At 74.4% G+C, this 25,675-nt stretch carries 21 protein-coding genes; 12 read left to right on the top strand and 9 right to left on the bottom strand.

The window, feature by feature from the left end; all coding sequences use genetic code 11:
• From EES41_RS13640 to EES41_RS13690, 11 genes are all read left to right on the top strand, one after another.
• Entirely contained in the window at positions 1–945 is a 945-nt protein-coding gene (locus tag EES41_RS13640) for a carbohydrate ABC transporter permease (protein WP_123078393.1), read from the top strand.
• Between the two features lie 79 nt (positions 946–1,024).
• Entirely contained in the window at positions 1,025–1,876 is an 852-nt protein-coding gene (locus tag EES41_RS13645; RefSeq protein ID WP_254211755.1) for a carbohydrate ABC transporter permease, read from the top strand.
• A gap of 5 nt (positions 1,877–1,881) precedes the next feature.
• The gene (locus EES41_RS13650) at positions 1,882–3,147 is read left to right on the top strand and encodes a 6-phospho-beta-glucosidase (protein WP_123078397.1); all 1,266 of its coding nucleotides are present in this window, start codon (positions 1,882–1,884) and stop codon (positions 3,145–3,147) included.
• Positions 3,138–4,160, top strand: a complete 1,023-nt coding sequence (locus EES41_RS13655) for an N-acetylglucosamine kinase (protein WP_123078399.1) — start codon at positions 3,138–3,140, stop codon at positions 4,158–4,160. Before EES41_RS13650 ends, EES41_RS13655 begins: the two co-directional genes overlap by 10 nt.
• A gap of 284 nt (positions 4,161–4,444) precedes the next feature.
• Positions 4,445–5,737 (top strand): hypothetical protein, encoded by a 1,293-nt coding sequence (locus EES41_RS13660; RefSeq protein ID WP_123078401.1) that lies wholly within the window; start codon positions 4,445–4,447, stop codon positions 5,735–5,737.
• 113 nt (positions 5,738–5,850) lie between these two features.
• Positions 5,851–6,795, top strand: a complete 945-nt coding sequence (locus EES41_RS13665) for a glutamate ABC transporter substrate-binding protein (protein WP_250569902.1) — start codon at positions 5,851–5,853, stop codon at positions 6,793–6,795.
• A gap of 56 nt (positions 6,796–6,851) precedes the next feature.
• Entirely contained in the window at positions 6,852–8,111 is a 1,260-nt protein-coding gene (locus tag EES41_RS13670) for a hypothetical protein (protein ID WP_123078403.1), read from the top strand.
• A complete protein-coding gene (locus EES41_RS13675; protein WP_123078405.1) occupies positions 8,108–10,807 on the top strand; it encodes a serine/threonine-protein kinase in 2,700 nt (899 codons plus the stop codon). The genes EES41_RS13670 and EES41_RS13675 overlap by 4 nt, the downstream gene beginning before the upstream one ends.
• Positions 10,808–10,810: 3 nt before the next feature.
• Positions 10,811–12,736, top strand: coding sequence for a protein phosphatase 2C domain-containing protein (locus tag EES41_RS13680; protein WP_254211428.1), 1,926 nt, complete (start codon positions 10,811–10,813; stop codon positions 12,734–12,736).
• A gap of 35 nt (positions 12,737–12,771) precedes the next feature.
• Positions 12,772–14,100: a VWA domain-containing protein gene (locus EES41_RS13685; protein ID WP_123078407.1), complete on the top strand. Its 1,329-nt coding sequence runs from the start codon at positions 12,772–12,774 to the stop codon at positions 14,098–14,100.
• Positions 14,101–14,147: 47 nt separating this feature from the next.
• A complete protein-coding gene (locus EES41_RS13690; protein ID WP_123078409.1) occupies positions 14,148–15,374 on the top strand; it encodes an FHA domain-containing protein in 1,227 nt (408 codons plus the stop codon).
• On the opposite strand, the gene EES41_RS13695 is transcribed toward EES41_RS13690, so the two are convergent.
• Positions 15,371–16,348, bottom strand: coding sequence for a methyltransferase domain-containing protein (locus tag EES41_RS13695; RefSeq protein ID WP_008741641.1), 978 nt, complete (start codon positions 16,346–16,348; stop codon positions 15,371–15,373). The genes EES41_RS13690 and EES41_RS13695 overlap by 4 nt on opposite strands.
• Before the next feature lie 106 nt (positions 16,349–16,454).
• On the opposite strand from EES41_RS13695, the gene EES41_RS13700 reads away from it, so the two are divergent.
• A complete protein-coding gene (locus EES41_RS13700) occupies positions 16,455–16,859 on the top strand; it encodes a globin (protein WP_123078411.1) in 405 nt (134 codons plus the stop codon).
• Between the two features lie 63 nt (positions 16,860–16,922).
• Here the strand turns inward: EES41_RS13700 and EES41_RS13705 are convergent, their stop codons facing one another.
• The 8 genes from EES41_RS13705 to EES41_RS13735 all read right to left on the bottom strand — a co-directional run bounded on the left by EES41_RS13705 (position 16,923) and on the right by EES41_RS13735 (position 25,671).
• Positions 16,923–17,657 (bottom strand): hypothetical protein, encoded by a 735-nt coding sequence (locus EES41_RS13705; RefSeq protein WP_123078413.1) that lies wholly within the window; start codon positions 17,655–17,657, stop codon positions 16,923–16,925.
• Positions 17,654–18,124 carry a thioesterase family protein gene (locus EES41_RS13710; protein ID WP_123078415.1) on the bottom strand — a complete coding sequence of 157 codons (471 nt, stop codon included), beginning with the start codon at positions 18,122–18,124 and terminating at the stop codon, positions 17,654–17,656. Before EES41_RS13710 ends, EES41_RS13705 begins: the two co-directional genes overlap by 4 nt.
• 18 nt (positions 18,125–18,142) lie before the next feature.
• A complete protein-coding gene (gene ettA, locus EES41_RS13715; RefSeq protein ID WP_123078417.1) occupies positions 18,143–19,807 on the bottom strand; it encodes an energy-dependent translational throttle protein EttA in 1,665 nt (554 codons plus the stop codon).
• 198 nt (positions 19,808–20,005) lie between these two features.
• Entirely contained in the window at positions 20,006–20,140 is a 135-nt protein-coding gene (locus EES41_RS43820; protein WP_302186155.1) for a hypothetical protein, read from the bottom strand.
• A gap of 100 nt (positions 20,141–20,240) precedes the next feature.
• The gene (locus EES41_RS13720; protein ID WP_123078419.1) at positions 20,241–21,740 is read right to left on the bottom strand and encodes a bifunctional phosphatase PAP2/diacylglycerol kinase family protein; all 1,500 of its coding nucleotides are present in this window, start codon (positions 21,738–21,740) and stop codon (positions 20,241–20,243) included.
• Between the two features lie 127 nt (positions 21,741–21,867).
• Positions 21,868–23,160 carry a thioester domain-containing protein gene (locus EES41_RS13725; protein WP_254211429.1) on the bottom strand — a complete coding sequence of 431 codons (1,293 nt, stop codon included), beginning with the start codon at positions 23,158–23,160 and terminating at the stop codon, positions 21,868–21,870.
• A gap of 170 nt (positions 23,161–23,330) precedes the next feature.
• Entirely contained in the window at positions 23,331–23,738 is a 408-nt protein-coding gene (locus EES41_RS13730; RefSeq protein WP_123078421.1) for a single-stranded DNA-binding protein, read from the bottom strand.
• 100 nt (positions 23,739–23,838) lie between these two features.
• Positions 23,839–25,671, bottom strand: coding sequence for a GTPase (locus tag EES41_RS13735; RefSeq protein ID WP_123078423.1), 1,833 nt, complete (start codon positions 25,669–25,671; stop codon positions 23,839–23,841).
• Positions 25,672–25,675: the final 4 nt, after the last annotated feature.

The following is a 25,675-nucleotide window of genomic DNA, read 5'->3' on the forward strand; positions in this document are numbered from 1 at the left end:
ATGACCAGCACCCACCCCCTGCGGGCGAAGCGGCGGCGGGCCGCGCTGCGCACCGCGGCCTTCATGTCGCCCTGGCTGATCGGGTTCTCGCTCTTCTGCGCCTACCCGCTGCTGTCCACCGTGTACTTCTCCTTCACCAAGTACGACGGCTTCCGGCCCCCGGTCTTCAACGGCGCGGACAACTGGACGTACGTCTTCACCGAATATCCGCTGTTCTGGCCCGCCATGTGGAACACCCTGTGGCTGGTCGTGGTGATGGTGAGCTGCCGGGTCCTGTTCGGGCTCGGTGTCGGCCTGCTCATCACGAAGATCAAGACCGGTGCCGGGCTCTTCCGGACCCTGTTCTACCTGCCCTACCTGGCCCCGCCCGTGGCCGCCACCCTGGCCTTCGTCTTCCTCCTCAACCCCGGCACCGGCCCGGTGAACGTCCTGCTGGACTCGGCCGGGCTGCCCGCGCCCGGCTGGTTCACCGACGCCGACTGGTCCAAGCCCGCGCTCACCGCGCTCGCCCTGTGGGGGGTGGGCGACCTGATGGTGATCTTCATGGCCGCGCTGCTCGACGTACCCAAGGAGCAGTACGAGGCCGCCGAGCTGGACGGGGCCGGGGCCTGGGCGCGGCTGCGGCACATCACCCTGCCGAACATCTCCCCGATCATCCTGTTCGCGGTGGTCACGGGGGTCATCCAGGCCATGCAGTACTACACGCAGCCGCTGGTGGCGGGGAAGGTGTCGGCCGGCATCATCGGCGGCTCGGGCCAGCAGGTCGAGCCCGGCTACCCGGACAAGTCCACGCTGACGCTGCCCCAGGTCATCTACAACGCCGGGTTCCAGCGCTTCGACTACGGCGCCGCCTGCGTCGTCGCGCTGGTGCTCTTCGCCCTCTCCATGGCCTTGACCGCGCTCCTGATGCGCCGCCGTGGCGGACTGATCGGAGCAGGTGACTGAAGTGACCCTCGATCACAAGACCGTGCGGCGCGAGAAGGCCGCGCCCCGCAGGACCGCGCCCCGCAAGGCCGCGCCCCGTATGAGCGCGCACCACAGGGTCGAGCGCCGCAGGGCCGTGCTCCAGTGGGTCGGCGTGCACTCCCTCGGGGTCGCCGCCGCCCTGTTCTTCGTCCTCCCCTTCGTCTTCCTCTTCCTCACGTCCGTGATGAGCGACCAGCAGGCGCTGACCCGCGATCTGAGCCCGGACACCTGGGAGTGGGGCAACTACGCGACGGTGTGGCACACCCCGGGCTTCCTGACCTGGTGGCGCAACACCCTGCTGTACGCCGGACTCGGGACACTGCTGACCGTGCTGTCCTCGGTGCCCGTCGCGTACGCGCTCGCCAAGTTCCGCTTCCGCGGGCGGCGGCTGTCGCTGCTGCTGGTGATCGCGATGATGATGCTGCCGCCCCAGGTCGTCGTCATCCCGATGTACCTGTTCTGGGCCAAGCAGCTGGACCTGTCCGGCACGCTGTGGCCGCTGATCGTCCCGATGGCGTTCGGGGACGCCTTCTCCATCTTCCTGCTGCGCCAGTTCCTGCTGACCATCCCCGACGAGTACCTCGACTCGGCCCGGGTCGACGGCTGCGGCGAAGTGCGCACGCTGCTGCGCGTCGTCGTGCCGATGGCCAAGCCGGGCATCGCGGCCGTGGCCCTGTTCCAGTTCTTCAGCGCCTGGAACGACTACTTCGGCCCGCAGATCTACGCCTCCGACAACCCGGCCGCCTGGACCCTCAGCTACGGGCTGGAGTCCTTCAAGGGCGCTCACCACACGAACTGGAATCTGACCATGGCCGCGACCGTCCTGGTCATGGCACCTGTGATCGTCCTCTTCTTCTTCGCCCAGAAGGCGTTCGTCGAAGGCGTCACCCTGACCGGAGTGAAAGGCTGAAGTCCATGAAACTCGCCGTGGTGGGTGGGGGTTCCACCTACACCCCCGAACTGATCGACGGCTTCGCACGGCTGCGCGACACCCTGCCGGTCAGCGAGCTGGTCCTGATCGACCCCGCCGCCGAACGCCTGGAGCTGATCGGGGCCCTCGCCCGGCGGATCTTCGCCCGGCAGGACCATCCGGGCCTGATCACCACCACCTCCGACCTCGACGCGGGGGTGGCAGGCGCCGACGCGGTCCTGCTCCAGCTGCGCATCGGCGGGCAGGCCGCCCGGCTCCAGGACGAGACCTGGCCGCTGGAATGCGGCTGCGTCGGCCAGGAGACCACCGGCGCGGGCGGGCTCGCGAAGGCGCTGCGCACCGTGCCGGTGGTCCTCGACATCGCCGAACGGGTGCGGCGGGCCAGCCCGGACGCCTGGATCATCGACTTCACCAACCCGGTCGGGATCGTCACCCGGGCCCTGCTCCGGGCCGGGCACAAGGCGGTCGGGCTGTGCAACGTCGCCATCGGCTTCCAGCGGAAGTTCGCGGCGCTGCTGGACGTGGCGCCCGCCGAGGTCCACCTCGACCACGTGGGCCTCAACCACCTGACCTGGGAGCTGGGCGTACGGGTCGGGGGCCCCGGAGGCCGGGACGTCCTGCCGGAGCTGCTGGCCGGGCACGGGGACGCGGTCGCCGCCGACCTGCGGCTGCCCCGGGCGGTGCTGGACCGGCTCGGCGTGGTGCCCTCGTACTACCTGCGCTACTTCTACGCGCACGACGCGGTGGTGCGGGAGCTCGGCGAGAAGCCGTCCCGGGCCGCCGAGGTCGCCGCGATGGAGCGGGAGCTGCTCGCCCTGTACGCGGATCCCGCGCTCGACGAGAAGCCGGCGCTGCTGGCGAAGCGGGGCGGCGCCTTCTACTCGGAGGCGGCCGTGGACCTGGCGGCGGCGCTGCTGGCCGGCGGCGGCCCGGCCGTGCAGGTGGTGAACACGTACAACCGGGGGACCCTGCCGTTCCTGCCGGACGACGCGGTCATCGAGGTGCAGGCCCGGGTGGACGGCTCCGGGGCGGCGCCGCTGGCCGTAGCGGCCCTCGACCCGCTGTTCGCCGGGCTGGTCTCGCACGTGAGCGCCTACGAGGACCTCGCGTTGGACGCGGCCCTGCGCGGCGGGCGCGAGCGGGTCTTCAAGGCCCTGCTGGCCCACCCGCTCGTCGGGCAGTTCGACCTCGCGGAGGGGCTGACGGACCGGCTCCTGGCGCACAACAAGGAGCATCTGGCATGGGCGTGAACCGGCCCGCCGCCCCGGCGGCCGTCCTGGCCGTCGACGCGGGCAACAGCAAGACGGACGTCGCGCTGATCGCGGCGGACGGGGCCGTGCTCGGCACCGGGCGCTCCGGGGGCTTCCAGCCGCCGCGCGACGGTGTCGAGGCGGCCGTGGACGTACTGGGGCGGGCCGTCGCGGAAGCCGCCGAGGCGGCCGGACTGCCGCCGCTGCGACCGGGGTCCCGGTCCGCCCCGTACGCCGGCCAGGTCGCGGCGTGCCTGTCCAACGCCGACTTCCCGGTGGAGGAGCGCCGGCTCGCGGACGCCATCGGCGCGCGCGGCTGGGGCGCGGCCACGCGGGTGCGCAACGACACCTTCGCGATCCTGCGGGCCGGACTGCCCGGTCCGGCGGCCCCGCGCGGGGTCGCGGTGGTGTGCGGGGCCGGGATCAACTGCGTGGGGATGCTGCCCGACGGGCGCACCGCGCGGTTCCCGGCGGTCGGGACGATCTCCGGCGACTGGGGCGGCGGCGGCGGTCTCGCGGAGGAGGCCCTGTGGTGGGCGGCGCGGGCCGAGGACGGCCGCGGCGGCCCGACGGAGCTCGCGGCGGCGCTGCCGGCCCGGTTCGGGCTCGGTTCCATGGGGGAGCTGATCGAGGCGCTGCACCTGGGCTCGCTGGGCCGGCGACGGCTGCACGAGCTGGTGCCGGTGCTGTTCGCGGTGGCCGCGGCGGGCGATCCGGTGGCGTCGGCGATCGTGGAGCGGCAGGCCGACGAGGTGGTGGCGCTGGCCTCGGTGGCGCTCGGCCGGCTTGACCTGCTGGGCGAGGAGGTGCCCGTCCTGCTCGGCGGGAGCGTGCTGACGGCCGGGCACCCGCAGCTGAACGGGCGGATCGTGGCGGGTCTGACGGAGCGGGCGCCGCGCGCCCGGGTGTCGGTGGTGTCGGCCCCGCCGGTGCTGGGCGCGGGCCTGCTGGGACTGGACGCCCTCGGGTCCCCGCCCGAGGCCCATGGAAAACTCCGTGCCCATTTCGGGTGAACCCGCCCCGATGCCCCTCCGGTCTGGAACCGTGGCGGTCGTGTGGACGTATTCACGGTGAAGGGGTGACGGGGGCGCCCGCAGGGGTGGTTCGCCCATGATCCAGCACTGGGTGCTGTGGTTGACCGTCACTACGGCCATACTGCTGCGGAGCAAGAGGGACCGAGGGGGAGGTCACGGTGGTCGTCACATCACGCGCGCCCGCGCCCGGGGGCGGCCCCGCCGCGCCTCCCGCCGGGCCGCCGGCCGCCGCGCCGAGGCGGGTTTCCGCCTGGGCCGAGGGCGTGGACCAGCTGCGCCGGGCGGCGGTGACGGAGCCCGGCAGGCTGCGCATCATCGGCGCCGCTCTGGCCGCGGCGGTGCTGCTGTTCGGCCTGGTGACGGTGTGGGAGATCTCCGGCCGGGTCGCCGCCGCGGATGACGTGGTGAGCCGCAGCCAGCCGCTGAGCGCGGACGCGGCGAGCATCTACCGCTCCCTGGCCGATGCGGACACGGCCTCCTCCAGCGGGTTCCTCGCCGGCGCGCAGGAGCCGCGCGAGGTCCGCCAGCGGTACGAGAAGGACATCGCCAACGCGTCCCGGCTGCTGGTGAGCGCGGCCGCCAACGCCGCGGCCGGCGACAGCTCCCGCAAGGAGATCACCCTCCTCGGTGAGCAGCTGCCCCGGTACACCGGACTGATCGAGCAGGCCCGGGCCACCAACCGGCAGGGCCTGCCGCTCGGCGGCGCGTACCTCAGGTACGCCAATGAGCAGATGAGCACCGTACTGCTGCCGGCGGCCCAGCGGCTGTACGAGGCGGAGACGGGCCGGCTGTACACGGACTACGACGACGCCCGGTCCTGGCCGCTGGCCGCGCTCGCCGCGGGGGCGCTGGCGCTGGCCGCCCTGGGCTGGGCGCAGCGGCGCAACTACCACCGGACGAACCGGGTCTTCAACCACGGGCTGGTGGCCGCGACGGGCGCCGCCCTGGTGGTGCTGCTGTGGCTGGCGGTGGGCCAGAGCTTCGCCCGGGCCGATCTGAACGAGGCCCGGACGGACGGCCAGGAGTCGCTGAAGGTGCTCAACGACGCCCGGATCGCCTCGCTCCAGGCCCGGGCCAACGAGAACCTCACCCTGATCTCGCGCGGCGCCGTGCTCGCCGAGGACAAGAAGTCCGACAAGTACGACGTGGACTTCACCACGAACATGAAGCAGCTGGACGACGGACTGGCGAGAGCGCTGAGGCTCGCCGACGACGACAGCGGCCGCTCCCCGGTCACCCGCGCCGCGGGCGGGGTGGCGCAGTGGAAGCAGCGGCACGCGGCGGCCCGGGAGACCGACCTGAAGGGCGACTACGAGGGCGCCCTGCCCCAGGTCATCGGGGACGCCGACCACAAGGAGAGCAGCGGCGCCTCGTTCGACACGGTGGACGCCTCGCTGGAACAGGCTGTGGCCCATGAGCAGAAGGAGTTCACCCGGGCGGCCCGGGGCGGGCTCGGCGCGCTGGGCGGATTGGTGACGGGCGCGGCGGCCCTTGCGGTCGTCGGCGCGGCGGCGGCGCTGCTCGGTATCGGGCGCAGGCTTTCGGAGTACAGGTGAGAGCGATGCGGACGGTACGAGTGCGGCGCGGTGCGGGCGAGGGCGACGGCCCCGGGCCGTCCGGGGTGCGCCGGCTGGCGGGCCGGCTGCGCGGCTGGGGCGGCGTCACGGCGATGGCGGCGGCCTGCGCGCTGACGGCGGCGGCCGTGCTGCTGCCGCTGGCCCAGGCCGCGCCGGAGACCGGCGGCCCGCCGGCGGTCCGCCCGCCGGCCTCGGTGCAGGTGGCGCCGGACGCCCTCTGGGGTCCCGGGGACACCTGCGAGAACCCGGAGGCCAGCCTGCGTCCGTCCACGGTGGACGGGCCGACGATCGAGCGGATCCGCAGCGCGGGCAAGCTCGTCGCGGGCGTGGACCAGAACAGCTTCAAGTGGGGCTACCGCAATCCGGACGGCCATCTCGACGGCTTCGACATCGCGCTGGTCAAGGCCATAGCCAAGGACATCCTGGGCGACGAGTCCAAGGTGATCTACCGGGCCATCCCCACCAGCCAGCGCATCCCGGCCCTCCAGGCGGGCCGGGTAGACATCGTCGTGCGGACGATGACGATCAACTGCAAGCGGCTGGAGGACGTCGCCTTCTCGACGGCCTACTTCGAGGCCGGGCAGCAGGTGCTCGTGCCCAAGGGCTCGACGATCACGGGGTACGACGCCTCCCTGAAGGGCCGCAGGATCTGCTTCGCCGCCGGTTCCACGGCGGAGGCCGCGCTGACGTCGCGGTCCTACGGATCGGTCCCGGTCACCGTGCCCAACCAGCTGGACTGCCTGGTGCGGCTCCAGCTGGGCGAGGTGGACGGCATCATCACGGACAACGCCCTCGCGGCCGGGCAGGCCGCGCAGGACCCGTCGGTGCGGCTCGTCGGCTCCCCGTTCACCAAGGAGTTCTACGGCGTCGCCATGAACAAGGACGCCACCGATCTGGTGCGCCGCGTCAACAAGGTGCTGGAGAACTACCGCGCCGGCGGGAACGACAGCCCGTGGATGGTCGCCTACCGGGCCCACTTCGAAGGCGTGCTGCCCAAGGCGGTCGCACCGCCCGAGCCCAAGTACCGGGACGGCTGAGGCCTGTGGCGGGATCGGAGCCCTATGTGAGGCGCCCGGAAACGGGACCGGCCCTGATGGACCGGGACGAGGTCGACCGCGCGCTGACCCGGCTGGGCGCGGAGCACGAGGCCGTCGAGACCTCCCTGCTCGCGCTCCAGGACCACGCCGGGCGGCGGCTCCTGGAGGGGGCCGGGCTGACCGGCGTCACCAAGGAGCGCTGGGCCGCCGCCGACGCGTCGATCACCCGGCTGTGGACGTACTTCGACGCCTACAGCGGGGCGCTGGCCGCCGCCCGCCGGATCCGCGACCGGCGCCGCTGGCCCAGCCGTGACGACCTGATCGAGCTGACCGACCGGCTGCGCGGACCCGGGGTGACCATCGCCGGGGCCGGGGTCGAGGGCGCCGCGCTGGCGGAGCGCTTCTCGCTCGCCGGTCTGGTCACCCGGATGAACGAGCTGTACGCGAGCTCGCTGGACGTGGTGGTGGCCGCCGACGCGGTGTGGTCGGCGCTGCCCGCCCGCATCGACCTGCTCGCCGCCGAGCTGCACCGCACCCGTTCGCTGGCCCACTCGGTGGGGGTGCGCCCGGGCGAACACCCCTCGGGGGACGACCTGGAGGACATCACCGCCGAACTGGCCGAGCTGCGGGAGCGGGTGATCGCGGACCCCTTGGCGTTCTGGCTGCCGGTGGCGGGGAGTTCCGCGCCCGGCGGCGGCCGCCCGGACACCGGCCGCTACGACCGGGCGGCGCTCGCGCTGGAGGACGTGCGCCGTGAGGTCGAGGCGGTGCTGGACGTACGGCAGGACGCCGAGGCGCGGCTGATCAGCGTGCGGGACGTGCTCTCGCGGGCGGACCGGACCCTGGCGGAGGCGCGGACGGCGCGCGGCGAGGTACTGGCGAAGATCGCGGCATCGGAGGTTCCGGCGGTGAGCGGCCCTCCGACGGCGTTGCAGGAGCAGCTCGCGACGGCCGCGGAGTACCGCCGCCGGGCGCAGTGGCACCGGCTGTCGCCGCTGCTGGAGTCGTTGGAGGAGCGGGCCGGGGAGGAACTCCGCAGGGCCCGCGAATCGTTGACCGCGGTGACGGCGCCGCTGGCCGTACGGGCCGAGCTGCGCGGGCGGCTCGACGCGTACAAAGCGAAGATGGCCCGGCACGGCATGGCGGAGGATCCACTGCTGATCGAGCGGTACGACACGGCCCGGCGGATGCTGTGGAGCGCGCCCTGCGACCTGCGGGCCGCCGAGCAGGCCGTCCTGAGGTACCAGCAGGCGGCGGCCGAGGCGCTGGCGCCCCGGCAGCACCGGCCCGAGGGGCCGGGGGAGGAGGACGCATGAGTGTGGCCGGAACCGCGTGCGTCCGCCCCGGATGCCCGGGGACGTACGAGGACATGGGCGGCGGCGAGCTGTACTGCGACACCTGCGGGCTGGCGCCGGTCGGCTCCGTCGCGGCGGGCGCGGAGGAACTCCTCTCGCCGCCGACGGGGATGACGAGCGCGGCGCGCCGCGGCGACTCGTACGCGTCCCACGGCTCCCGGGGGTCCCAGGGATCGCACGGATCGGCGCGCTCGTCGGCCTCGGCGCGCTCCTCGCGTTCGTCCTCCTCCCGCCGCTCGGTGTCGGGGCGGCTGTCGCGCGCGCTGTCGGGCGCCGCGTCCACCCGGTCGGTGTCGGTGCGCAGTTCGTCCTCCGGGGCCTCGGCCCCGGGGCGTAGCCGGCTCGGGGCCGGGCTGGTCAACGTACCGGAGGTGCCGCGACCGGATCCTTCGGCGGCGGTGCTGGAGAACCCGGAGGTGCCGGAGCGCAAGCGGTTCTGCTCGCGCTCGGACTGCGGGGCTCCGGTGGGCCGGGCGCGGGGCGACCGGCCGGGCCGGACGGAAGGGTTCTGCACCAAGTGCGGGCACCCGTACTCCTTCGTGCCCAAGCTGCGCGCGGGTGACGTGGTGCACGGCCAGTACGAGGTGGCGGGCTGCCTGGCGCACGGCGGCCTCGGCTGGGTGTACCTGGCGGTGGACCGGGCGGTCTCGGACCGGTGGGTGGTGCTCAAGGGCCTGCTGGACACCGGGGACCAGGACGCGATGGAGGCGGCGATCTCCGAGCGGCGCTTCCTCGCGGAGATCGAGCACTCCAACATCGTGCGGATCTACAACTTCGTCGAGCACCTGGACCAGCGGACCGGTTCGCTCGACGGGTACATCGTCATGGAGTACGTCGGCGGCAAGTCCCTCAAGGAGATCGCCAACGACCGGCGGCGGCCGGACGGCCGGCGCGACCCGCTGCCGGTGGAGCAGGCCTGCGCGTACGGCATCGAGGCCCTGGAGGCGCTCGGCCACCTGCACAGCAGAAACCTTCTGTACTGCGACTTCAAGGTCGACAACGCGATCCAGCAGCAGGACCAGCTGAAGCTGATCGACATGGGCGCGGTCCGGCGGATGGACGACGAGGAGTCGGCCATCTACGGCACGGTGGGCTACCAGGCCCCGGAGGTCGCGGAGTCGGGCCCGTCGGTCGCCTCCGACCTGTACACGGTGGCCCGCACCCTGGCGGTGCTGACGTTCGACTTCCAGGGCTACACGAACGTGTTCGTGGATTCGCTGCCGGACCCGGAGCACATCGAGGTCTTCGGCCGCTACGAGTCGTTCTACCGGCTGCTGGTACGGGCCACCGACCCGGACCCGGGGCGGCGGTTCGCGTCCGCGCAGGAGATGGCGGACCAGCTGACGGGCGTCCTGCGGGAGGTGGTCGCGCTCCAGACGGGCCGGCCGCGGCCGCAGGTCTCCACCCTGTTCGGGCCGGAGCTGCGGGTTCCGGACACCCGGCTGTTCGCCGACACGGCGGGGGCGCAGGTGTCCCGGCTGGGGGCGCGGGCCGCCTCCCGCAGGGGACGGCCGGCGGCCGCGGTGGCCGGGCCGCCGCCCGCGCCGGCGGCGGGTCCGATCCCGGTGACGGCCGCGTCAGGGGCTCCGGCCGCGCGGCTGGGGGCCTCGGCGACGCACAAGTCGGCGGGCCGGGCGACGGGCGTGCCCGCGCCCCGGCAGGCCACGACGGCTCCGCCCCCGGACCCGGCTGCGGAGCCGGCGCTCCCCCGTACCGGGCTCGCCCCGCTGGACGCGCGGGAGGCGGCGCTGGCCCTGCCGGTGCCGCTGGTGGACCCCACCGATCCCAACGCCGGTTTCCTGGCGGGCCTGCTGGCCTCCGCGCCGGCCGACCTGCTGGGCGCGCTCGGCGCGCTCGGCCCGGCGGCCGCCGACTCGGCGGAGCTGCGGCTGCGGGAGCTGCGGGTGCGCCTGGAGCTGGGCGAGCCGGACGTCGCCGGACCCGAGGGGCCGCTGGCGCGGCTGGAGGCCAGGCACCCGGACGACTGGCGGGTGGTGTGGGCGCGCGGGATCGTCTCCCTGGCCACCGGGGACGACGAGACGGCGGCCCTGTCCTTCGACGCGATCTACGACGCGTTCCCGGGCGAGCCCGCTCCGAAGCTGGCCCTGGGCCTGTGCGCGGAGGTCCTGGGGCAGTTGGACAACGCGGCCGAGTACTACCGGCTGGTGTGGATCACCGACCCCGGTTTCGTCAGCGCGGCGTTCGGGCTGTCCCGGGTGCAGCTGGCCGCGGGCGACCGGGCCGGGGCGGTGGCCACGCTGGAGTCCGTACCGGAGGCGTCGATCCACTACACCGCCGCACGGGTGGCGGCGGTACGGGCACGCCTGCGCGACCGGGCTCCCGAAGAGGCCCTGCTGCCGGACCTGACGGCGGCTGCCGCGCAGGTGGAGGCGCTGGAGCGGTTCGGCCTGGACGCGGAGCGGCACCAGCGGCTGTCGACGGAGGTTCTGGGCTCGGCCCTGGACTGGGTACTGTCGGGTGGCCGGGGTGCCGACCCCGGCCGGCCCTTGCTGCTCGGCAGTCAACTGGACGAGCGGGGGCTGCGCTTCGGCCTGGAGCGCTCGTACCGCGTCCTCGCCCGGCTGGCGCAGCGGGGCGAGGAGAGGATCGAACTGGTGGAGCGGGCAAACCGTTTCCGTCCCCGGACGTGGGTGTGAGTGATGTCGATGCATCGGCTGTCGGGATGCCCGAGCTGCGCGGAACCCTTGGAGGAGGGTGACCGCTTCTGCGGCGTGTGCGGCTACGCCCTCTCCGCCCCACCCCCACCCGGGGACCACCCCACCCTCCCCCTCCCCCAGGGCCCCCCGGCCGCCGCACCTCAGGCCGCCGCGCCCCGAGTTGCCGCACCCGCGCCGCCGGTTGCCGCACCGGCGCCCCCGGTTGCCGCCCCCGCGCCGCCGGGTGCCGCGCCTCAGGCCGCCGCGCCCCCGTCGCCGGTTGCCGCGCCCGCGCCGCCGGCCGGCCGGCCCGCCGTGCACTCCGCGAGCGAACACCCCGAGCCCGTCCCCAACGCGGCAGCGGCCGCGGGCGGTTACCCCGGCGCGGATGCCCGCCCGGGCGAAGCCGCCAGTGGGCCGGGCGCTGCCGGGCACCCCGGATCCGGCCCGAACGCGGTCGGCCACCCCGGGGTGGCCGAACCGGCGGGCGGCCGACCGCGCGCGACCGCCGTCGGCGCCCCGTACCGGCCCGACCCGGAGACGGGCGAACCCGGTGGTTCCGGCGGCTACGCCGAGGCGGGCGCCGCACGGGGCGGGCGGGGCTTCGCGGCCTCCGCGAGCGAGCACCCCGGCGCCCACGCGGGCAACGCGGGCGACGCGGGTGGCCGGGAGCGCACCGGCGGGGAGGACCGCGACCACCCGGCCGTGGTCCCGCAGCCGGGCGGCGCTTCCGGGTACGGGGTCGCCGCCGCGCCCGGATGGGGCAGTACGGCCGCCGCCGCGCCGACGCTGGTCGAGAACTCGACCGGCCGGTCCGCCGAAGGCGACCCCGGCCCGGACTCCGGCGCCGCTCAGCCCCCGCGGGGCGCCGCCGCCGACGGGAGCGAGAACCGCCACGACCCGCAGGGCGCCGCCGCCGGCCGGTACGACCCGCCCGCCCCGCAGGGCGACGGCGCGAAGACCTGCGTCGCCTGCCGCGCCGGCCGGGTCGACACCGACGGCTACTGCGAGCACTGCGGCCACGCCCAGCCCCGCGAGCGCGACCACCTCGAAGAGGAACTCGGCAGCGTCGCCGCCGTCAGCGACCGCGGTCTGCGCCACCACCGCAACGAGGACTCCTTCGCCGTCGCGGCCACCGCCCTACCCGACGGCTCCGCCGCCACCGTCGCCATCGTCTGCGACGGCGTCTCCTCCGCCAGCCGCCCCGACGACGCCTCCGCCGCCGCGGCCGCCGCCGCCAACGAGGCGCTGCTCGAAGCCCTGCCCCGCGGCGCGCACCCCCAGGAGGCCATGCACGAGGCGATCCTCGCCGCCGCGGCCGCCGTCAACGCCCTCGCGCCGGAGGTGTCCGGCGCGCAGAACGCCCCCGCCTGCACCCTCGTCGGCGCCGTCGTCAGCGGCGGCCTGCTGACCATCGGCTGGGTCGGCGACAGCCGCGCGTACTGGGTCCCCGACGACCGCGCCGCGCTCCCCCGCCGCCTCACCGAGGACGATTCCTGGGCGGCCCAGATGGTCGCGGCCGGCCTGATGGGCGAGGCCGAGGCCTACGCCGACGTCCGCGCGCACGCCATCACCGGCTGGCTCGGGGCGGACGCGTACGAACTCGAACCGCACACCGCCAGCTTCAAGCCGGATCACGACGGCGTGGTGGTCGTCTGCACCGACGGCCTGTGGAACTACGCCGAGTCCGCCCGCGACATGGCCCAGGTGCTCCCCGAGGACGCCGCGGCCCGCCCGCTGCACAGCGCGCAGGTGCTGGTGGGGCACGCCCTCGACGGGGGCGGCCACGACAACGTCACCGTGGCCGTGGTCCCCTTCACCGCGCCCCCGAACCAGGACTCGAACCCGGGCTCGGACCCGGCCCGGGGCCCCGGCGCGGACGCACAAGCGGAACCGCAAGCGGAAGCGGACCCCCGCACCCAGGCCTGACCCCCCAGCCCCGCCCGCCCCGAGGAGTCCAACCGATGGCGAACTTCGCCAAGCCGAGCGCCCCGCGCTTCAGCGTGGAGGTGTACCAGAACGAGTTCCTCCCCGAGGGCGGCCGTGACGTCCACGCCATCGTGACGGTCACCTCCACCGGCGGGGCGACCGCGACGCGTGCCGCCGTCCCCGCCCAGGGCGGGGCGGCCGTCGTGATCATGGTCGACTGCTCGGGCTCGATGGAGTACCCGCCGGACAAGATGCGCGGCGCCCGCGAGGCCACGGCGGCGGCGATCGACACCCTGCGCGACGGCACCGCGTTCGCCGTCGTCGCCGGTACGCACGTGGCCAAGGAGGTCTACCCCGGCCAGGGCCGCCTCGCCACCGCCGGCCCGGAGACCCGCGCCCGGGCCAAGGAGGCCCTGCGCGGCCTCAGCGCGGGCGGCGGCACCGCCATCGGGACCTGGCTGCGCCTCGCCGACGGCCTGCTCCGGCAGTCCCCCGCCGCCATCCGGCACGGCATCCTGCTCACCGACGGCCGCAACGAGCACGAGGACCCGGCCGTGCTGCGCGCCACCCTCGACGCCTGCGCGGGCCGCTTCACCTGCGACGCCCGCGGCGTGGGCACCGACTGGGAGGTCAAGGAGGTCACCGGCATCGCGAGCGCGCTGCTCGGCACCGCCGACATCGTCGCCGACCCGGCCCACCTCGCCGAGGACTTCACCCGCATGATGGGCAACGCCATGGGCAAGGAGGTCGCGGACGTCGCGCTGCGCCTGTGGACCCCGGTCGGCGTGGAGATCCAGTACGTCAAGCAGGTCGCGCCCGCCGTCCGGGACCTGACCGACCGCCGCACCCCGGCGGGTCCGCGCGCCGGTGACTACCCGACGGGCTCGTGGGGCGACGAGTCCCGCGAGTACCACGTGTGCGTACGGGTGCCGGGTGCGGCCGTCGGTCAGGAGATGCTGGCCGCCCGGGCCACGCTCATGCTCCCCGGCGCGCCGGGCGAGCCGCCGTCCGCCCTCGCCCAGGGGCTCGTCCGGGCGGTGTGGACGACCGATCTCGCCGCTTCCACCGCCATCAACCCGCAGGTCGCGCACTACACCGGACAGGCGGAGCTCGCGCAGGCTATCCAACAGGGCCTGGAAGCCCGCAAACTGGGTGATGTCGGCGGCGCCACGGCCAAGCTCGGCCGTGCCGTGCAGCTCGCGTCCGCGTCGGGGAACGCGGACACGGCCAAGTTGCTGGCGAAGGTGGTGGACGTCGTCGATGCGGCGGCGGGTACTGTGCGGCTGAAAGCGAAGGTCGCCGATGCCGACGAGATGACTCTGGAAACGCGTTCGACCCAGACCGTCCGAGTGAAGAAGACCTGAGAAGAAGACCTGACGCGATGACGCAGGGTGAAGGGGGAAGGGCCGACATGCCGACCTGCCCGAACGGGCACCACTCGGGTTCCGATGACTGGTGCGAGGTCTGCGGCCACCGCATGGCTGCCCCCTCTCCCGCCCCCTCCTCCGCGGGTGCTCCCGCGGCTCCGTCGTACGGGTACGGCTACCCTCCCACCGCCGGTGAGCCGACCGCCCAGGCCGAGCTGTGCCCGCAGTGCCGGACCCCGCGCGAGGCCATGGCCCCGTTCTGCGAGGAGTGCCGGTACAACTTCCTGACGCGTACGGCGACCTCGTACACCCCGCTCGCCCCGGAACCCATGCCCGGTGCCGGGGCAGGCGTCGGCCCGGGTCAGGGGCTGGGCCAAGGGCTGAGCCAGGGCCATGGCCAAGGCCAAGGGCTGAGCCAGGGGCTGGGCCAGGGCTCAGATCAGGGCGCGGGCCCGGGGGCCGGCATCGCCCCGCCGCCCCCGCCTCCGGCGCCGCCCGCCCCGCCGGTGGCACCGCCTGCTCCGCCCGTCTTCTCCCAGGACCACTTCGAGTACCAGGGCTCCCGCCCGTCCCGGGTCAACCGGCCGGCCGAGCCGTTGCAGCGCGAGGACGACTGGCTGCTCCCGCCCCCGGCGCACGAGCAGCACCAGCAGCCCCAGTACCAGCAGCAGCCCCCGCCGCCGCCCCAGGTGCAGGCGTACCAGCAGCAGGCGCCGGTCCAGGAGTACCAGGCGCCGGTCCAGGAGTACCAGCAGCCCCAGTCCCAGCCTCAGCCTCAGCCGCACCAGTCGTACGCGCCGCCCGCGCCGCAGCAGGAGTACCAGCAGCCTCAGCAGCAGCACCAGCCCTTCCCGTCCCAGGGCGGCGGCTCCTGGAGTGCGACGATCGGACCCGACCGCTCGTACTTCATGGCGATGATGCAGCGCAGCGGCCCGGACGCGGCGGGGCTCAACATGCCCGCGTACTCCCCGGAGCTGCATCTTCCGCTCGCCGGGAGCCAGATCACCATCGGCCGCCGCCGCGCCTCCACGGGCGAGTCCCCGGACGTCGACCTGTCGGTGCCCCCGGAGGACCCGGGCGTCTCGCACCAGCACGCGGTGCTGGTCCAGCAGCCCGACGGCAGCTGGGCCGTGGTGGACCAGAACTCCACCAACGGCACCACCATCAACGGCGGCGAGGAGCCGATCCAGCCCTACGTGCCGGTCCCGCTCACCGACGGTGACCGCGTGCACGTCGGCGCCTGGACCACCATCACCGTCCGCCGCGGCTAGCCCGTCTCCCCCAGGGGCCACACGTAGGGCCCCTGGGGATCGTCGAGCCACGACCACTGGCCCTCCGGGGTGACCGTCACACCGAAGCGCTCGCGCGCCGGGCGGCCCTCGCCGCGCCAGAGGTCCAGGGCCTCGCGGGCGTGCAGCGCCCCGGCGGTCAGCACCAGCATGAACTGGAAGCGCTCGTTCTCCACCAGCTCGTACGGCAGCCCGTACGAGGGCTCGGCGGGCGGCGGCGCCGCCGTGGCCCCGCGCAGCGGGACGAAGTAGGCCGAGGTGTGCAGGAAGCGGCCCTCGGCGAGTTCCGCGTCCCGGACGGTGAGCGCGATCAGCCCGGTCGACAGCGGGGCCAGGACCCGCGCCCCGGGCCGGCACTGGCCGAGCCAGGCGGGCGGGATCCGGGGCAGCGTGCAGGTCACCAGGATCCGGTCGAAGGGGGCGCGGGAGGGGCAGCCGCGCGCTCCGTCCCCCGTGACCACGGTGGGCCGGTAGCCGAGCGCGGCCAGGTGCGTCCGCGCGGACTCGGTGATCTCCTCCTCCAGGTCCACGGTGGTGACGAGGTCGTCGCCGAGCCGGTGGCACAGGAGCGCGGCGTTGTAGCCGGTGCCGGTGCCGATCTCCAGCACGCGGTGGCCGTCGCGCACGTCCAGGGCGTTGAGCATCTTCGCCATCAGGGAGGGCTGGCTGCTGGAGGAGACCAGCTCGCCGTCGCGGAGCCGGGTCGCGAGCGGGGTGTCCGTGTACACGCCGCGCAGCCAGCGGGCCCGCTGCTCCGGGTCCGGGTCCTCGCCCCACAGCCGCTCGTGGCCGGCGCCTCGGCCGGTCCAGAAGTACGGCACGAAGGCGTGCCGGGGCACCCCCTCGAAGGCCGCCCGCCAGGCCGGATCGACGAGGACCCCGGCGGCGTCCAGCTCCCGTACCTGGGCGGCGTGCGCGGTTTCCCGCACGTCGCGTACCTCGGGGTGTGCGCCCATGCATCCACTGTCCTGCGCCGGGCCCCGGGGTGCGAACGCGCGCGCGGCTCCGGGCGGGAGTCCTAGGACCGGGGTCCTCCGTCCGGGTGTCTGAGACGATGGTCAGGTGAATGACATTCCGCGGAGCACGGTTCAGGAGCAGACCTTCTACGAGCTGGTGGGCGGCGAGGACACCTTCCGCCGTCTGGTCCACCGCTTCTACCAGGGTGTCGCGGGGGACCCGCTGCTGCGGCCCATGTACCCGGAGGAGGACCTCGGCCCCGCCGAGGAGCGGTTCGCGCTGTTCCTGATGCAGTACTGGGGCGGCCCGACCACGTACAGCGAGAACCGAGGCCACCCGCGCCTGCGGATGCGGCACGCGCCGTTCCAGGTGGACGCGGCCGCGCACGACGCGTGGCTGAAGCACATGCGGGTCGCGGTGGACGAGCTGGCGCTGGCGCCGGAGCACGAGGCGAAGCTGTGGCGCTACCTCACGTACGCGGCCGCCTCGATGATCAACACGGCCGGCTGAGGGGTACGCGAACCCGTACGAGGACCCGTACGCGGAAGCCCAAACGGAATCCCGGGTCCTGACCTAGACCGGCCGGACCTGGAGGGCGCCCAGGCCGCCGACCCTGCCCGGGCGGCGGGTGGCGATGGAGCCGTACGGGGTGCGCAGCCGCAGCCAGCCCCCGGAGGCGAGCAGCGCCACCGGCTCGGGGCTCCCGGCCGTCGGCGCCCCGCCGGCCGCCGCCGCAGGCGCGGAGGCGGCGGGCGTGCGGACCGGCCGCAGGAAGCCCAGGGACTGCGCGGCGTGCACGGCGCGCAGCGGCAGCTCGGTGTCCCCCAGCGTGCGGGACCAGATCTCGCGGCCGATGCGGTCGCGCTCGGACCGGGTCCGGTGCTGCGGGGGCAGGGCCTCGTCACGGGCCCGGAACTCGGCGACGGCGGCGGCCACGGCGCCGCGGACCGCCTCGGCACCGGGCAGCCCCGGCACCTGGCTCCAGCCGCCGCGCGGCGGCAGCACCCCGGCCCAGGGCGGGCCGGTGACCGGCCCGGGCACGACGGCGCTCGCGCCGGCCTCGTCCACGGACTCCAGCAGCTCACCGGCGGACACGGTCAGGTCCAGCGGCATGCCCACGGGCGCGGCGAGCCGCACCGTGCGGATGGCCAGCACGTCGAACGACGGCGGCCGCCCGAAGACGGCGAGCGCGCCGCCGCCCGCCTGGAGGCGGACCGCGGCGGCGCGGTCGTAGTGCACCAGCCGCCCCAGGAAGGCGGCGAGGTCGGCCGCCTCCCCGGAGTCGGCGAAGTGCAGCTGCTCGGTCATGCCGCGAGGCGCCCTTCCGAGCCCTTGGCGCTCTGCGACTGCGGCGTGTCGAGGTACTCCTGCAGGAAGACCCGCTCCTCGGCCGTGATGCGGCGGGGCCGCCCCTCGGCGAGGTTGTACGGCACGACGACGGTCTCGGCGCGCACGTAGACCGTCTCCGGCCTGTCCTCGGTCGCCTCGTCCTTGACCTCGTAGCGGATGGTCAGCGACGCGGCGCCTATCCGGGTCACCCAGGACTCGATGAGCACCGGCTCGTGGCGGTGCACGAGGGGCAGCTTGTAGTCGATCTCGTGGCGGGCCACGACGGAACCGCCCGTGAAGGACTCACTGCCCTCCCCCGGTGCCAGGCGGAACATGAAGTCGATCCGCGCCTCCTCCAGATAGCGGAGGAAGACGACGTTGTTGACGTGCCCGAAGGCATCCATGTCCGCCCAGCGAAGGGGGCACCGGTAGTGGTGTCTGGCCATGGTCTGTGACCTCAGCCCTCAGCCTCGGGTGAGCTTCTTGTACGTGGCGCGGTGCGGACGGGTGGCGTCCGCGCCGAGGCGCTCGACCTTGTTCTTCTCGTACGACTCGAAGTTGCCCTCGAACCAGTACCACTTGGAGTCGCCCTCGTACGCCAGGATGTGCGTGGCGACCCGGTCGAGGAACCAGCGGTCGTGGGAGATGACCACGGCCGCGCCGGGGAACTCCAGGAGCGCGTTCTCCAGCGAGGACAGGGTCTCGACGTCGAGGTCGTTGGTGGGCTCGTCGAGGAGCAGCAGGTTGCCGCCCTCCTTGAGCGTCAGCGCCAGGTTGAGGCGGTTGCGCTCACCACCGGACAGGACGCCGGCCGGCTTCTGCTGGTCCGGGCCCTTGAAGCCGAACGCGCTGACGTACGCGCGGGAGGGCATCTCGACCTGGCCGACGTTGATGTAGTCCAGCTCGTCCGACACGACGGCCCAGAGGGTCTTCTTGGGGTCGATGTTGGCGCGGCTCTGGTCGACGTACGAGATCTTGACGGTCTCGCCGATCTTGACGGAGCCGGAGTCCGGCGCCTCCAGGCCCTGGATCATCTTGAAGAGCGTGGTCTTGCCGGCGCCGTTCGGGCCGATGATGCCGACGATGCCGTTGCGCGGCAGCGTGAAGGACAGGTCGTCGACCAGGACCTTGTCGCCGAACGCCTTCGAGAGGTTGTTGACCTCGACCACGATCGAGCCCAGACGCGGGCCCGGCGGGATCTGGATCTCCTCGAAGTCCAGCTTCCGCATCTTGTCCGCCTCGGCCGCCATCTCCTCGTAGCGGGCGAGTCGGGCCTTCGACTTGGTCTGGCGGCCCTTGGCGTTGGAGCGGACCCACTCCAGCTCTTCCTTGAGGCGCTTCTGGCGCTTCTCGTCCTTGCGGCCCTCGACCTTGAGGCGGGTGGCCTTCTTCTCCAGGTAGGTGGAGTAGTTGCCCTCGTAGGGGTGCGCGCGGCCGCGGTCGAGTTCGAGGATCCACTCGGCGACGTTGTTCAGGAAGTACCGGTCGTGGGTGACGGCCACGACGGCGCCCTTGTACTGGGAGAGGTGCTGCTCCAGCCAGTTCACCGACTCGGCGTCGAGGTGGTTGGTGGGCTCGTCGAGGAGGAGCAGGTCCGGGGCCTCGATCAGCAGCTTGCAGAGCGCGACGCGGCGCTTCTCGCCACCGGAGAGGTTGGTGACGGGCCAGTCGCCGGGCGGGCAGCCCAGGGCGTCCATGGCCTGTTCCAGCTGGGCGTCGAGGTCCCAGGCGTTGGAGTGGTCCAGGACTTCCTGGAGCTTGCCCATCTCGTCCATGAGCGCGTCGGTGTAGTCGGTCGCCATTTCCTCGGCGACCTCGTTGAAGCGCTTCAGCTTGCCCATGATCTCGGCGGCGCCGTCCTGGACGTTCTCCAGGACGGTCTTCGACTCGTCGAGCTTGGGCTCCTGCATGAGGATGCCGACGGTGAAGCCGGGCGACAGGAACGCGTCACCGTTGGACGGCTGCTCCAGGCCCGCCATGATCTTCAGAACGGTGGACTTACCGGCACCGTTCGGGCCGACCACACCGATCTTCGCGCCGGGCAGGAAGTTCAGGGTGACGTCATCAAGAATCACCTTGTCGCCGTGCGCCTTGCGCGTCTTGCGCATGGTGTAGATGAACTCAGCCAAGAGAAACCGTCCGGCAGATCGATGGTGGGCAGATACACCCCATCTTGCCTGACGTCCATCCCTCGGGGGAAACCCGTATGATCCCGGGCCCCTGACCAGGGCACCGGCCGGAGGGGGACCTGGAGGGACCCCGGCCGGGGCCTGGTGGGCGGGGCCCGGCCGCCGGGCCGGGGCCCGTGGGAAGGACGAATGGGCGGGTCAGCGGCGGTGGGCGGCGAGGTTCCAGCCACTGTCGCCGCCCGCGCCCGCGCCCGTGAGGTTCCAGCCGCTGTCGGCGGCGGACGGGGTCGCGGGGGACGCGGTGACCGCTACGGCGGCCCGGGACGTGTTCACAGGCAGCACCCAGCTAACTCTTCACAAGCTTCATGATCATTTACCCTCCCTCACTCTAGGGACGCCTGGGGGTCCGGGTCGACCGGAGAACGCGACTTCGTCACGTTCTGTCTTGATCCGAGTGCTCGGGCCGGTACACGACGAGCGACTCGGGCAGGTTGTCCAGCACGAGGGCGGTCGGCGCCTGCGCGTACTCCCCGTCGTAGGCGAGGGGCGTACCGGGCGGGATGTCACCCACCCGCAGGCTGCGCAGCCGGGTGGCGGCGTGGACCGGCGAGCGGGAGAGCGGGCCGGTGAAGGCGGCGGCGAGCAGCCGCGGGGCGGGACGCCCGCCGCCGTGGACGAGGCGTACGTCGAGCAGCCCCTCGCCGAGGCCGTCGCGACGGCGGGGCGTGGGGCCGGTGCCGTGGTACGTGCCGTTGCCGGCGAACAGCAGCCAGACGGAGCGGGGCCGCCCCGCCAGCGTCAGCCGTACGGGACGCTCGGCCCGCAGCACCCGCCACGCCGCGAGCAGCGCCGCGGGCCCGCCCCCGATCCGCGGTGCCCACCGCAGCCGGTGCCGGAGCAGCTCGGGATACGCCCCGATGCTGAAGGTGTTCAGGAAGTAGCCGGGCTCCCCCTCGCCCGGGGCGGGGGTGAAGCGGCCCACGGCGACGTGGACGGCCTCCCCGGCGGCGAGGGCGCGGCAGGTGTCCTCCGTGGACGCGAGGCCGAGGTCGAGGGCGAAGTGGTTGAGGGTGCCTCCGGGGAACACCGCCAGCGGCACCCCGGCCCGCAGTGCGGCGGTGGCGGCCGCGTTGACGGTGCCGTCGCCGCCGCAGATCCCGAGGACCGTGGCCCGGGAGGCCGCCGAGGCCAGCGTCCGCGCCAGCTCGGGGCCCTCGCACTCGATCAGCTCCGCCTTGGGCAGCCGGTCCCGCAGGACGCCGAGTCCCGCGTCGGTCGCCGTGCCCGACCCGGTGTTGACCACCACCGTCAGCCCGGCCCCGTCGGGCAGGGCCGGCGCCGCGGTGGCCCGCCGCTCGTCACCGGGCACGACCCGCGCCTCCTCGGCGTCCCGCGCGAGCCGGTTGACGACGAGCCCCGCCGTCACGCCGAGGGCCGCGCCCGCGAGCACGTCCGAGGGGTAGTGCACACCGGTGTACACGCGGGAGAACGCCACCGAGGCCGCCACCGGCGCCACGACGGCCCCCCAGCCCGGGGAGCGCAGCGCCAGCCCGGCGGCGAAGGCGAAGGCGGACGCCGAGTGCCCCGACGGGAACGAGGTGGTCTGCGGCTGGGTCCTCAGCTGCCGCACCGCCGGCACCCCGGCCAGCAGCGGCCGCCGCCTGCGGACGGACCACTTCCCGAGGGTGTTGACGGTCGCCGAGGCCAGCGCCAGCGAGGCGGCCCCGCTCAGGGCGGCCTTGCGCGCCCGGGCCGAGCCGAAGACGGAGATCGCCGCGGCGGCCCCGCCCCACAGCACCCCGTGGTTCGCAGCGCGCCCGAGGCGCGGCAGCACCCGGTCGGCGCCGGGCCAGTGCCGCCGCGCCACAGCGTCGAACAGCTCCCGGTCCCACCGCGCGAACGCGCCCTGCCAATTCAGCTCTTGATCAGCCATTCCCAGCGCCTACCCGCAGAGGCGGGCGGAGAATCAGCACGCTGCCGATCGGGTCAGCCCGGCCGGAACAGCCCGGCCCGGGCCAAGTCGGCCCAGGTCAGGCCGGCCCGGGTCAGGCCGGCCCGGGTCAGGCCTCTCCGCTCTCCTCGTCCTCCAGCGGCCGCTTGCGCAGCAGCAGGACGACCATCCCGCCCAGCACGACCAGCCCCACGGCGAGCGAGGCGATGACCGGCGTGGCCGCGGAGCTGCCGCTGATGGCGAGCCGCTCCCCGTCCGGGGTTTCCTCCGAGGCCGCCCCGGCCGTCGCCCCCGCCCCGGCCGTCGCCCCCGCGCCGGCCGCGGCGGACGCCACCGGCACGGGCGCGGACAGCTCGCCCATCGTCGCGGCCTCCCCGCCGGTCCCCCCGGCCGAGCCGGCGGCCCGCTGCTTCGGCCACATCGCCTTCGCGGTGACGGCCGTCGCCGACTCGCTGGAACCGGCCACGATCTGCGCCTGGGCGGGGATCCCGCTGGTGAAGACCCGGCCGACGGGCACCTTGGTGGAGCCCTGGACGGTGACGGAGGCGGAGCCGTCGGGCGTACCCACCGGGACCTCGAAGTACAGCCGGGTGCCGTTCCCGGCGGTGGTCAGCGGCCGCCCCTCGGCATCGACCACGCGCACCCCCATGGCGGTGGCCGCCGCGTCCGGGGTGACGCTCACGCTCTGCGCGCCCGTCCGCACCGTGACCGGGCCGAGTCTGCTGCCGACCGGGCCCGAGACCTCGCCCGAGACCTCGCCCGGCTCCAGCCCCAGTGAGGCCGGCGGCTCCGGCAGCCGCCCGGCGGCGTGCTGGAGGTAATCGGCCAGCTTCTCCGCCGCCGGGTCCGAGGCCTCGACCTGGGCCCCTTCCGCCAGCCGCCAGATGGCCACCTGCGTTCCGGCGGCCGCGCTCTCCGCGGTGAGCGCCCCGGCTCCGGCGGCCTTCGCGAGGCCCGCCAGGTCGTTCAGCTGCGGGTAGGAGTGCTCCAGGACCCAGCGGATCCGGCCGGCGTCGCCGTTCTCGGCGAGCGGGCTCGAACCCCACCCGCTCTCCGTGTACCGGGCCTGGGGCTGCGCGTATCCCGCGGCGCCGACCCCGTACGTCTGGAGCATGCCGCCGCCGTCGACCCGCATCTCGTACAGCCCGGCCGGAATCTGCCGCACGGCCCCGTCCTTGGTGCGCACGACGGCCTGGCCGTACGTCTTCAGCCCGTCCAGCACGGCTCTCGCACCCTCCGGCGCCCGGCCCGCCGGGGCGGCGTCCGCGGCGGCCTGCGCCCCCGGCGCGGCGGCGAGGGCGGCGGTGAGCAGCGCCACCGCCAGCGGACGCCGCGCGGAGCCCCGTACCGGCCCGGGAGCGGAAGCGGAAGCCGCCTCCAAGGCCCTGACGGGAGCAGGCACGACAGGAGTGTCCGGAACAGCCGTGCCAGACGCGTCGGTTGAGGGCGCGCGGGACGCGGCGGATGCGGAGGGTACGGAGGATGCGGGAACGGCAATCGACACAGTCTTCCCCTTCGGGCCAAAGACCCAGGTGCCCGTGAGTACCGGGGAATCCTAACCGCCTCGAACACTCAGACCACCGCCGCCTTCTGAGTGGCCATCAGCGGGGTGTCCGTCCGGACGACCCTGCGGAAGGCCGCCGTACCACGGCTGAGGTCGTGTCCGATGGTGATCGCGTCGATGTCGGCCGAGAACCATCGGTTGCCCTCCGCGTCGGGCGGGCCCTCCCGGACCCGCAGCCGGCCGTGCACCACGAGTGGTTCGCCGACCGATACGGATCCGGCCAGGTTCACCGCCAGCGTGCGGTGGGCCCACACCGTGTAGAAGCTGGTGGGCGCGTCCGCCCAGGCCTGGCTCTTGCGGTCGAAGTACCGCGGTGTCACCGCGAACCGGAACCTCGCCGACGGACCGCTCGGCGTCTCCTTGAAGTCGATCTGCGTGGCCACATGGCCCACCAGCGTCACCCGGGTGTCGTGCATACCGGCCACCCCTCCCCTTGCGTCCCGCACCCGTACGGTCCATCCGCACGAGGTACGCCCATCGTGGCCCGGCCCCCCGGTCCGCGCTCCGGCCTGTGGACTACTGGCGGGTTGTGGACAACTTCGCCACCGTCGCGTACTGCTCGCGCACCTCCCGGTAGCGCAGCAGCTCCGCAGCCACCGGCTCCAGCACCCGGGCCCGGCCGCAGCCGGCCGCGGCCTGCCGCAGTCTCCGTTCCGCGTCCTGGCCGTAGCGCCGTGCCGGGCCCCGGGCCGCGAGGGAGCAGGCCCACTCCACCAGCGGCCCGCCGACGATGCCCGCGACCATCAGCAGCACCGGCGGCAGCAGGCGCGGTTCCAGGACCCCGGCGATCTGGCCGACCAGCCACAGCCCGCCGTAGACCTGGAGCAGGGTCATGGCCGCCTGCGCCAGCACCGCCGCCGGCCACCACGTGGGCCGCGGCGGCTTGGCGCCCGGCACCGCGACGGCCGCGCCCAGCGTCACCGCGATCTCGTCCAGCGCCTCCGGGAGCCGCTCGCCGCCCCGCACCGCGGTCTCCCGAACCGCCTGCGCCCAGGGGTCGGGCAGCCCGATCGCCGCTTCCTCGGCGACGGTCCGTACCGCCTGCTCGACGCGCTGACGCGCGGTCACCTCCTCCTCGGCCGGTGCCTCGAAGGGCGCGGAGGCGCGCCCCATGGCCGCGAGGGACGCGAGCCCGGCCAGTGAGCGCGGGGCGCGCCTGCTCTCGTACCAGCGCCACAGCCGCAGCCACGGCGTCCCGCACGCCCTCCCGGCGTTGCGGCGCCAGGCGCGCTCGGCGGCGAGGCCCGCCGCGTACGCCCCGACCGCCTCCGCGAGCCGGTCCTCGAACTCGGCGCGCGTGACCTCGCCGATCTCCGGCCCCGGGTGCCCGTCGGCCACGTACAGCGGGTGGAGGCGCACGGCGGCCCGGTCCACGTCCGCCGAGATCCGCCGGGTAGCGGCGCCCTTCTCCTGGGTGAACTGTCCGAGGAGTTCGCGCAGTTCCCCGACGCCCTCACCCGTCAGGGCGGAGACCCCGAGGACGGTGGCTCCCGGCTCGCCGTGCTCGCCGAGCGCGATGCCGTCGTCGTCCAGCAGCCGCCGCAGGTCGTCCAGGACGAGGTCGGCGGACTCGCCGGGCAGCCGGTCCACCTGGTTGAGCACGACGAACGTCACCTCGGCGTGCCCGGCCAGCGGTCGCAGGTACCGCTCGTGCAGCACCCCGTCCGCGTACTTCTCCGGGTCCACCACCCACACCACCGCGTCGACCAGGCCCAGCACCCGGTCCACGTGGTCCCGGTGCGCGCCGACCGCCGAGTCGAGGTCCGGCAGGTCCACGAGGACCATCCCGCGCAGCGCCTCCGCCTCCGTGCTCTCCCGGGGCCGGCGGCGCAGCCGTCCGGGGATCTCCAGCCGGTCCAGCAGCCCGGCGGCCCCGTCCGACCAGCTGCACGCGATGGGCGCGGCGGTGGTCGGACGGCGCAGTCCGGTCTCGGAGATCTGCACTCCGGCGAGTGAATTGAAGAGCGTGGACTTGCCGCTTCCGGTGGCTCCGGCGATCGCGACGACCGTGTGCTGCGGTGACAGCCCGCGGCGCGCCGCCGCCTCGTCGAGCACCCGTCCGGCCTCGGCGAGGGTCTTGCCGTCGAGCCGGGTCCGGGACAGCCCGACGAGCTGGCGCAGCGCGTCGAGGCGCAGCCGCAGCGCCTGCCCTTCGGGACTGAGCGGGGGCGCGGTCGCCTTGCCGCCGTCGCTGCCCGCGCCGGAGACGGTGCCGGAGACGGCCCGTACGAGCGCCTCGTCGCTTTCGTCGCCGGCGTGTTCGCCGTCGTGGCCGAGGCCCTCGGGGCGCGAGCGCGCGATGAGTCCGTCGTCCCAGCGGTCGTCGGTGCGGTCGGTCAGGGCGGTCACGGCG

It is taken from the genome of Streptomyces sp. ADI95-16 (genome assembly GCF_003721495.1).
Lineage (GTDB): Bacteria > Actinomycetota > Actinomycetes > Streptomycetales > Streptomycetaceae > Streptomyces > Streptomyces goshikiensis.

What these genes read in the sequence shown, in the direction of transcription:
- EES41_RS13640 (WP_123078393.1), top strand. Translation starts at nt 1, where the DNA reads ATGACCAGCACCCACCCCCTGCGGGCGAAGCGGCGGCGGGCCGCGCTG.
- EES41_RS13645 (WP_254211755.1), top strand. Translation starts at nt 1,025, where the DNA reads ATGAGCGCGCACCACAGGGTCGAGCGCCGCAGGGCCGTGCTCCAGTGG.
- EES41_RS13650 (WP_123078397.1), top strand. Translation starts at nt 1,882, where the DNA reads ATGAAACTCGCCGTGGTGGGTGGGGGTTCCACCTACACCCCCGAACTG.
- EES41_RS13655 (WP_123078399.1), top strand. Translation starts at nt 3,138, where the DNA reads ATGGGCGTGAACCGGCCCGCCGCCCCGGCGGCCGTCCTGGCCGTCGAC.
- EES41_RS13665 (WP_250569902.1), top strand. Translation starts at nt 5,851, where the DNA reads ATGGCGGCGGCCTGCGCGCTGACGGCGGCGGCCGTGCTGCTGCCGCTG.
- EES41_RS13670 (WP_123078403.1), top strand. Translation starts at nt 6,852, where the DNA reads ATGGACCGGGACGAGGTCGACCGCGCGCTGACCCGGCTGGGCGCGGAG.
- EES41_RS13675 (WP_123078405.1), top strand. Translation starts at nt 8,108, where the DNA reads ATGAGTGTGGCCGGAACCGCGTGCGTCCGCCCCGGATGCCCGGGGACG.
- EES41_RS13680 (WP_254211428.1), top strand. Translation starts at nt 10,811, where the DNA reads ATGTCGATGCATCGGCTGTCGGGATGCCCGAGCTGCGCGGAACCCTTG.
- EES41_RS13685 (WP_123078407.1), top strand. Translation starts at nt 12,772, where the DNA reads ATGGCGAACTTCGCCAAGCCGAGCGCCCCGCGCTTCAGCGTGGAGGTG.
- EES41_RS13690 (WP_123078409.1), top strand. Translation starts at nt 14,148, where the DNA reads ATGCCGACCTGCCCGAACGGGCACCACTCGGGTTCCGATGACTGGTGC.
- EES41_RS13695 (WP_008741641.1), bottom strand. Translation starts at nt 16,348, where the DNA reads ATGGGCGCACACCCCGAGGTACGCGACGTGCGGGAAACCGCGCACGCC.
- EES41_RS13705 (WP_123078413.1), bottom strand. Translation starts at nt 17,657, where the DNA reads ATGACCGAGCAGCTGCACTTCGCCGACTCCGGGGAGGCGGCCGACCTC.
- EES41_RS13710 (WP_123078415.1), bottom strand. Translation starts at nt 18,124, where the DNA reads ATGGCCAGACACCACTACCGGTGCCCCCTTCGCTGGGCGGACATGGAT.
- EES41_RS13720 (WP_123078419.1), bottom strand. Translation starts at nt 21,740, where the DNA reads ATGGCTGATCAAGAGCTGAATTGGCAGGGCGCGTTCGCGCGGTGGGAC.
- EES41_RS13730 (WP_123078421.1), bottom strand. Translation starts at nt 23,738, where the DNA reads ATGCACGACACCCGGGTGACGCTGGTGGGCCATGTGGCCACGCAGATC.